Annotated in this window: 4 protein-coding genes; all 4 read left to right on the plus strand. The window is 47.3% G+C overall.

The window, feature by feature from the left end; genetic code table 11:
• Window positions 1-87 precede the first annotated feature (87 nt).
• The 4 genes from AAC022_RS13650 to AAC022_RS13665 all read left to right on the plus strand — a co-directional run bounded on the left by AAC022_RS13650 (window position 88) and on the right by AAC022_RS13665 (window position 9,014).
• Window positions 88-708: a hypothetical protein gene (locus AAC022_RS13650; RefSeq protein ID WP_339731742.1), complete on the plus strand. Its 621-nt coding sequence runs from the start codon at window positions 88-90 to the stop codon at window positions 706-708.
• 4 nt (window positions 709-712) lie between these two features.
• Entirely contained in the window at window positions 713-2,866 is a 2,154-nt protein-coding gene (locus tag AAC022_RS13655; protein WP_339731743.1) for a flotillin family protein, read from the plus strand.
• 150 nt (window positions 2,867-3,016) lie between these two features.
• Complete coding sequence (locus tag AAC022_RS13660; protein ID WP_339731744.1) at window positions 3,017-8,347, plus strand: DNA repair ATPase; 5,331 nt, start codon at window positions 3,017-3,019, stop codon at window positions 8,345-8,347.
• On the plus strand, window positions 8,337-9,014 hold the full coding sequence (locus AAC022_RS13665; RefSeq protein WP_339731745.1) for a hypothetical protein: 678 nt from the start codon (window positions 8,337-8,339) through the stop codon (window positions 9,012-9,014). The genes AAC022_RS13660 and AAC022_RS13665 overlap by 11 nt, the downstream gene beginning before the upstream one ends.
• The last annotated feature ends 383 nt before the right edge of the window (window positions 9,015-9,397 follow it).

The following is a 9,397-nucleotide window of genomic DNA, read 5'->3' on the forward strand; positions in this document are numbered from 1 at the left end:
GACGAGAGATCAATCTCACTTTCCAGCTTCTAATGAGAGCCGGGGGGCAAGTCTGCCTTTTACCTCTCCTTAGAATGGGAGCGTTCAGTGATCGAGTTTATGCAAGCCTGTTTTGAATGGCCTACGTTACCGGCGACGGTGCTGGTGGTAATTTGCCAGCTGTACTGGCTCAGTATCATTCTGGGAGTGATGGACCTTGATTTGCTCGATTTTGATTTGGATTATGAGATTTCTGCAGAGGGGCCCGCGTTTCTTAGCTTTGGATTTATTGGACTGAAATTCCTGAATCTGGGTGATGTACCAGTGATGCTTTGGCTAAGCATTTTATCGCTCTGTATGTGGATGCTTTCGATTAATTTTGATTCCAAAATCGAGATCAATTCACTCTTGGATTATCTGCCATTGGCTGCGCGAAATATGGGAATCAGTCTGGTGGTGACCAAGCTGTTGACACAACCTTTAAAAGGATTATTCAAGTATAGCCCTCCTAATGAAATTGATGCGTTATTGGGAAAGACCTGTCATGTGACAAGTTCCTCGGTCACAGATCGGTTTGGGCAGGCTGAAATGGAAGCGGAAGGAGCCCCATTGAAATTACACATTCGTTCCGAAGGCGAAACGATCCAGAAAGGGGATTTGGTTCGTTTGGCTGACTTTAACACAGAACAACAGGTTTTTTACGTCGTAAAAATTAACCAGGAGTCTTAATACCATGTCCATGCCGGCATTTACTTTATCCTCTTCCTACCTGTTAGGATTCGAATTCTTTGCCTTATCCTTTATCAATATGGTCATTTATGTAGTGATCGTCATTGTCGGACTGCTAGTCGCTTTTTCACGATTTTATCGCAAGGTGGGGCCGGAAGAAGCGTTGGTGATTACTGGGCTGGGAGGGCTTAATGTTGCCACCGGTAAGGGGATCATGGTGATTCCCATTGTACATCGGGCTGAGCAAATGGATTTGTCGGTTAAACGAATTGAAATCGCCCGTAAAGGGGAAGTGGGTCTGATTTGTCGGGATAATATTCGAGCAGACATCGAAGTGGCCTTCTTTGTACGTGTGAATAATACTGTGGGTGACATTCGCAATGTCGCTCAATCATTGGGATGTCGCAGAGCATCCAGCCGTGATGCATTGATCGAATTATTTGATGCCAAATTCTCCGAAGCCTTGAAGACGGTCGGGAAGCATTTTGATTTTGTAGAACTCTATAACGAACGAGATAAGTTCAAAGAAGAGATCCTCAAAATTATTGGTACTGATCTGAATGGTTATGTTCTAGATGACTGTGCGATCGACTATCTGGAACAGACGCCCGTTGAAAAACTGAGCCCCACCAATATTCTTGACGCGGAAGGAATCAAAAAAATTACCGATCTGACAGCCCGTGAGCATGTCCTGTCGAATAACATCACCCGGGAAAAAGAAAAAATCATCAAGAAGCAGGATGTGGAAGCCCAGGAAACCATCTTGGAACTGGAACGCCAGCGTATCGAAGCAGTTGAAAAACAAATACGAGAAATCGCCTCGTTAACAGCCCGCGAACATGCAGAAGCCAGCCGAGTCGAACATGAAGAACGTTTGAAAGCAGAATCTGCACGCATTCGCACGGATGAAGAACTGGCGATTGCGGAAGAAAACAAACTCCGGCAGGTGATTGTTGCAGAGAAGAGTAAGGACCGTACACACGCGGTCGAGACTGAACGCGTTGAAAAAGATCGACAGTTGGAAGTCACGGAGCGCGAACGTGTCGTGGGTGTAGCCGACATCGAGAAAGATAAAGCGATTGAAGTTGAAAAACGCAATATTCAGGAAGTGATCCGCGAGCGTGTGATTGTGGAACGTGCCGTCGTGGAAGAACAGGAACGGATCAAGGATACCGAAGAATTTGCTGGTGCAGATCGGCTCAAGCAGGTGACCGTGACCAAGGCGGAGATGGAAGCCGAAGAGAACCTGGTCAAAGAAGTCAAAGCCGCAGAAGCACAGAAAACCTCTGCCGGACTGTTGGCTGAAAAAATCGTGATTGAAGCCGAAGCTGATAAGACGGCAACTGAGAAGAAATCCGATGCAATCAAAGTTATGGCAGAAGCCAAGACAGCCGACGGTGCTGCTGTCGGACTGGCGGACGCCCAGGTCATGATTGCCAAGGCAACCGCGACCGAGAAGACTGGTCAGGCTGAGGCGAATGTCATGATCGCGAAAGCGGAAGGCACACAGAAAACCGGAGAAGCCGAAGCCAATGTCTTAATTGCCAAGGCCGAAGCTACAGAGAAAGCGGGAACTGCAGAAGCCACTGTCATGCAACTCAAGTTCAGTTCGGAAGCGACTGGCATTGTAGAAAAAGCCAAGGCGATGAAACTGTTTGATGGAGTTGGCCGCGAGCACGAAGAATTCAAAATTCGGATTAATAAAGATAAGGATATCGAACTGGCGGCCATCGCTGCTCAACGGGAGATTGCAGAAGCACAAGCCGGAATCGTTGGGGAAGCACTCAAGTCAGCCCGAATTGATATTGTTGGCGGCGAAACCACATTCTTCGATAAGATCGTAGATTCGATCAAGAGTGGAAAATCGATCGATCGCTTCGTGCATAACAGCGAAACGCTGACAGATATCAAGAATACCTTCTTTAATGGAAACCCTGAGTACTTCGAAGATCAACTCCAGACGTTTATTTCCCGGTTTGGAATGTCCTTTGAAGATGTGAAGAATCTTTCCGTGGCAGCTTTGATTTCACAATTGCTCGTGCAAGCGGACAGCGATGAAGACAAGTCTGTCTTGAATCGTCTGTTGGCGACTGTGAAAAATCTCGGAATTTCAGAGAAAAAAGTTTCTTCCTTCATCAATGCAAAAGTCAAAAAGTAGAAAAGTGTAAACCTAAATTTTCGACTTTTTAAGGTTGCCCTATCGGCCTGCTCTCCAGCTGAAGTTTACCCTTCAGTGGAGAGAGCCGATTGAATTCAAGGCAATGGCCTGTAAAATTTATGGTATCAGGTGCCACGGGAAATAAGATCAATGGCTGATTTGGAAAATAGTTCAGAAGAGGCTGCCGCAGGCAACGCAGATGCGATTGCCCTCGAAAGCAGTACATATGAAATTATTCAAAATCGCTTACAGAGCCATGGAAAAGAACTGAAGACGCGGCTGGGGAAACTCAATGAGCAGCGCAAAGATGTCTTTGGATCGATTGAAACCCAGTTGCTGGGCAGTGACCGCATCACGACCGAGCACAACTGTATTCCCCGTGATATGTTGGCTGTGGGGAACCGGTTTCTGTTTGGTTACAACGTGCACTTCGGTCTCAAATCAGAAACGCATCTGAGCGATGTATTCTCGGTTTACGAATTCAAAGAGGGCACGTACCATGCTTTGCCACTCGATCTGATTCAGGATGACGGGTTCGAAAAAGACTTCAAAGATATCTACCGCTATTACAAAAATGCGACCTTTGCCAAGTTTTTTGTCAAAGGTCCTTTTCTGTATATGCTGTTTAAGGTCGGGAATGGTCCTAAGGATTTTAAGTCATTCAAGTGGGCGTTCCAGGGCGACCGACTGGTGTATGTGGATAATCGGAGTGACCACGAAGTCCAGTATCCACCGCAGCAGGAATTTGAGTGGACGCGTACTCACCGCGATTTGCACTACAAAGGGGCACATCCTCATATTTCCATCGATGATCGACTGTTTGTCGAAACAATTGGTGGCGACCTAACCATCAAGATTGAAAACAATACGGAAACCGGTGAAGGGATCTATTCCGAACCCGTTGATGATCCCGACCAGATTCTGGATGATGCTGAGATCTTCTATGCACTGATCGGTTCCTTAATTCTGCTGAAAATTCGTCCGTATAAAGAAACTCAATTTCGATATTTCATCTATAACGAAAAATTGCAGAAAGCCCAGCGGCTGGATTCGATTCAAGATGCCTGCATTTTGCTTCCCGATGATCATGGACTGGTTTTCTCAAACGGCTATTATCTGCAAAACGGAGAATCGAAAACCTTCGATACAGAATTGCAGGAGATGCTCTATCAGGAACGCATTGCATCTCCCAATGGCGAAGATTATCTCTATGTATTCTATCAGCAGGATCAGGGAGTCTACGTACTGCTGCAGTATAATGTGATTGAGCAGAAGCTTGATACTCCCTTGATTTGTCATGGGTTCACCCGCTTTGAAGGGGGGGAGTTGATCTGTTTTTCCGGTCAGGATGAGCCGCAAAAACATCACATGATTCAGCTCTGGAAAACTCCGTACATCAGTGATTCATTTCAGATCCCACACGAGGCAGATTCATATCTCAATAAAATCGGCAACAAAGATATCGTGCGCGGCATGGCCGAATGCAATGAACTTCTTGGGTTGATTTACCGAAAAGATGCCTACGAGAATCTGTATGTTGATCTGGTCAAACAGACCAGTGCTGTACTTGATTCTTTTTTCTGGATTAACCACAACGAAACATTTGCCTTAGGTGAGGTCGTACTCGAGATCAAGAGGGCGGCAGAAGCTGCGGTCACCGAGTATGAGAAAGTTTTACAGCTCAGGCAGAGTACAAAAAAAGCAACGTCCGAAATTGAGTCACAGGCAAAAAATGCCTTTACCGACATCGATCATCGACGGTTTGATAGGATTGATGACTTTGTCCAGAGTCTGGCAAGCTTACGCAGCTTGCGGGGCGATGTGATTTCGTTACGAGATTTGCGGTATGTCGATCACAGTCTGGTCGATCGGCTGGAACAAAGTGTCGGCGAGCGAACCGAAAAACTGGCGACACGTTGTGTCTCGTTCCTGCTGAGAGAGGATGCGCTCAAGCCGTATGCAGATCGAATTACAGCTGCGACAGAGCAGATTCAAACTGTGGAGAAAGTCGCCGACGCACGAAAAGTCGAACAGGAGATCGAGGCCAGCTCGAACGAACTGGAAATGCTGATCGATATTGTCAGTAATCTGAAAGTCGAAGATACAACACAGCGCACTGCCATCATTGATAATATTTCAACGAACTTTTCCCGGATCAATCAATCCCGGGCTGCCCTGAAACGACGCATTAAAGAGTTGATGTCCGTGGAAGGCGTGGCGGAATTCAACGCTCAGATCAAGCTATTGAATCAAGGGGTGGTCAATTACCTTGATATTTCTGATTCACCTGAAAAATGCGATGATTTTCTCACCAAGCTGATGATTCAGGTTGAGGAGCTCGAGGGCCGGTTTTCGGAATTTGATGAATTCGTCGAGCAATTAACCGAAAAACGGGAAGAAGTTTACGCCGCCTTTGAGACACGCAAGCTGGCGATAGTCGAAAGCCGCAATAAGCGAGCGACTTCGCTCGCGAAGTCGGCAGACCGCATCCTGACCGGAATCAAAAGCCGGGCAGAGCAGCTAAAATCGATCAATGAAATTAACGGTTACTTTGCTTCGGACCTGATGATCGACAAGGTCCGGGACATCGTTCGGCAGTTGGGCGAGTTGCAGGATACGGTTAAAGTCGATGACATCCAAAGCCGTCTGAAAAGTGTTCGCGAAGACGCCGTCCGGCAGTTAAAAGACAAGCAAGAACTGTTTGTTGACGGCGAGAATATCATTAAGCTCGGTAGTCGCCAGTTCACTGTCAATCGCCAGCCACTTGATTTAACGACTGTTTATCGTGATGACGCCCTGCAGTTACATTTAACGGGAACCAATTTCTTTGAAGTAATCGAAGACGAACGTCTGTTGGCGACCAGAGAGGTCTGGAATCAGGAAGTCGTTTCGGAAAACCGTAATGTATATCGAGCGGAGTATTTAACTTTTTGCTTGTTGAAGTCGCTGGAGACTGATCCGGAGCATTCTGTAGACTCACTTGCCAAACTGCCGGATGAGGACCTGCTGGCATTCATTCAGAAGTTCATGGGACCGCGTTATAGTGAAGGCTACGTGAAAGGGGTCCACGACCAGGATACGCTACTACTGTTACGGTCGCTGCTGAATGTGAAACCAGCTTTGGGGCTCCTGCGATATCAATCGGGTGCGCGCGCATTAGCGTCTTTATATTGGGAGTATTTTTGTGACCCGGAAACGAAAACCCTCTTTGCCACGAAATTAGCCGGTTTTGGCAGGGTCATGCAGGTCTTTCCTCAAACCGGGCAACAACAATTTTATATCAATGAATTACAGCAGCAGCTTTCACCATTCGTACAAGGTGTCTCCTGTTTCGATCAGGCATTGGTTCCGGAAGCTGCCGAATATCTGTTTCAGGAACTGGTACGCGGGGAAGCGTTCGTCATCAGTAAGCGGGCAGCCGACCTCTATCATGAGTTCGAAATATATTTAAAACACAATAATGCGCTGGAGCGTCTGCAGGAAAGTCTGGCTGCTACGAATAAAAATCCGGCGAACTGGTTTCTGTTAGCTCGCGACTGGGTTCAGGCGTATCTGGATCATCTGGATTCGGACGAAGATTGCGATTATCTGGATGAAGTGGCGCTGCTGTTGCTTCAGGAAAAACTCGACCGTAGCCGCCTGGTTGATGCGACCGTGACCGCACAGATATCTGGCCTGTCTGGCTCGCATGCACGCATTCAAAATGGGGAGTATCATCTTCATTTCAATCGCTATATGAAGCGGTTAACCGAATTTGAGTCTGTGAATGTTCCACGGTTCGAATCGTATCAATCCTTAAAGAAAGCGATCGTGGACCGGACCCGTGATGCAATGCGGCTCGATGAATTTCGTCCGCGTGTGCTGACTTCTTTTGTACGCAACAGACTGCTTGATGAAGTCTATCTGCCCGTAATTGGTGATAACCTTGCCAAGCAGATGGGCGAAGCGGGCGAGCAGAAACGAACCGACCGCATGGGGCTGCTGATGCTGGTCTCTCCCCCCGGTTACGGGAAAACAACGTTGATGGAATACATCGCCAATCGGTTGGGGATTATTTTCATGAAAATCAACGGACCGGCGCTGGGGCATCAGGTGACCTCACTTGATCCGGCGGCCGCTCCAAATGCGGGTGCCCGGGAAGAAGTCAAGAAATTAAACCTCTCTCTGGAGATGGGTGACAATGTCATGATCTATCTGGATGACATTCAGCACTGTAATCCAGAGTTCCTGCAGAAATTCATTTCGCTCTGTGATGCCCAACGTAAAATTGAAGGCGTTTATCAAGGCGAAACGCGCACCTATGATTTACGAGGCAGAAAAGTCGCCGTCGTGATGGCAGGCAATCCCTATACTGAAAGTGGCGAGAAATTTCAGATTCCCGATATGCTCTCTAACCGGGCCGATATTTATAACCTGGGTGAGGTGATTGGTGAACACGCGGATGCATTCGAAATGAGTTATTTGGAAAACTGCATTACCTCTAATCCGGTACTCAATCCGCTCTCTTCGCGCAGCCAGAAAGACATTTACACCATCATTCAAATGGCACAGGATGGAGCCGGCGAACGCGGCGAGCTGGAAGGCAATTACTCGGTGGAAGAACTCAATGAGATGGTTTCCGCTATGAAAAAACTGATCCGGGTGCGCGATGTGATTCTCAGTGTGAACCGCGAATACATCCGCTCGGCAGGCCAGTCTGATGAATACCGCACGGAACCCGCATTCAAACTGCAGGGCTCTTATCGAAATATGAACCGCATCGCCGAAAAAGTGTTCGCTGTCATGAATGACAAAGAACTTGAGACGCTGATCATCTCTAACTATGAGAATGATGCTCAGACGCTGACCTCAGATACCGAAGGCAATCTGCTAAAGTTCAGAGAACTGATGGGCATTTTAACGGAAACAGAGCTCGCGCGCTGGAACGACATCAAGAAATCGTTCCAGAAAAATCAGCAGCTCAAAGGCGTGGGGGGCGAAGATCGATTGGCCCAGGCAGTGCTGCAGCTCAGCAATGTCGGCGAGGGACTTCAGGACATCCGCGAAACGATGGACGCCGGCATGAGTCGTTTGACGGAGAAGAAAGAGACCAACCTCGATATTTATGCCAAAGACTTCTCAGAGCGTTTCCAACATCTGGCGGAGGGTATGAACGCCATCCAGACGGCACTCTCCTCGGGCGCTAAGGATGTGACCACACTGTTTGAGCAGTCGCTGCAATCGCGTTCGGCACCATCAGCGCCTGCTCCCCAAACTGCGGTGCCAGCACTCACTCCTGACGACAAAATTACGGTTGTCAATAAAATTCCCCGCTCACTGCTGAATGTACTGGAAACACAGTTCGATCTGATGCAGGGCTGGATGCAGCCACTGCTGACTTCTACGCACGCGAACCAGGCTGAGTTCAAGGAACTCAGAGAATTGATCACGCGCTGCCTCACTGATTACAACGCACTGTTGAATCGGATGGATGACGAATAAAACTGCTTTCTGTTGGTTTAATTCATCCAGGGGAGTTGATTCAAATTCGTTTTCTCGCACCGAATCTATCAGAACGCTTGAAGGTATTGCTTGGTGTGTATACTCTTTTGTTCTGTGTTCAAATGGATTGGTATGTTTGCTGGTTATGCTGCCTGTTGAGGTAATAGTGGATATGATTATAGCAATGATGTCATTTTTGGTAGCAAATCCTGCTCCAATGCCTCTTTCAGTGCCCATCATTTTTGCCCTGCTGTCCTTACCCATAAGTGCTATGATCTTGAGGAAAGCGGTCGGTATGTTTAATAACAGGACAATTTCAGATGATGAATGTGTTCGAATACCTTCTTTCTTAGTCGCGATGGGGATTTCATTGTTCGCGACTATTATTGCCGCCATCGTTAGCAGTAGCACCGTATTCGTTTCACAGAGTATTTTCAGGCTCAGTCCTGAAGAATTACGAAGTGGGTATATTGTTCTTTTAATGATTCCTTCAGTGGTTGTCAGTTTTTTTGCCTATAGTGGTGTACTGCGCTGGTTGATGTCTGTCAATTATGGGACAGGAATGCTGATTGTCTTGAATGACTATGTCGTCCGATTCGTGATACTCCTAATCTTAGGTGGGATTGCTTTTGTGCTTGACGGGATTCGATTGAGCTTAAGCCGATAGTAGAAGTGAAAGTAGTGTGGCGTTTCTTTTGGTTTCCTTTGAAAGGAACTACGCCAACTTATGTAGCAGCTCAGCGTAAGGGATTGTCACGGGGCGTGAAGCCATAGCGTTCCCGTTTGTTGTTGCGTTCCGCATCCAGATGTCCTGAGCGATCCAAGTTGGTGTGGATTGATCGAAGCCTTTCAGTAAATCTTTTCGCTGGCTAAAACGAGTGTCATTGATCCCTTCCACCCTTTCAACAAATCACGACGGTTAAGTCGCGAACGAATTGTTATGGGAGCTTTTGGTTATCAGCATTGTTTATTGAATCTTGCCACGCCCCAGAATCGGCCAGACGACTTCCAGGCGATCGTTGCGGAAGCCGTAGAAGTTTTCGTGCAGGA

Origin of the sequence: uncultured Gimesia sp., assembly GCF_963976445.1 — a bacterium.
Taxonomy (GTDB): domain Bacteria; phylum Planctomycetota; class Planctomycetia; order Planctomycetales; family Planctomycetaceae; genus Gimesia.

Excerpts from the sequence above, each read along its gene's own strand:
- AAC022_RS13665 (WP_339731745.1), top strand. The coding sequence starts at position 8,337 with ATGACGAATAAAACTGCTTTCTGTTGGTTTAATTCATCCAGGGGAGTT.
- AAC022_RS13660 (WP_339731744.1), top strand. The coding sequence starts at position 3,017 with ATGGCTGATTTGGAAAATAGTTCAGAAGAGGCTGCCGCAGGCAACGCA.
- AAC022_RS13655 (WP_339731743.1), top strand. The coding sequence starts at position 713 with ATGTCCATGCCGGCATTTACTTTATCCTCTTCCTACCTGTTAGGATTC.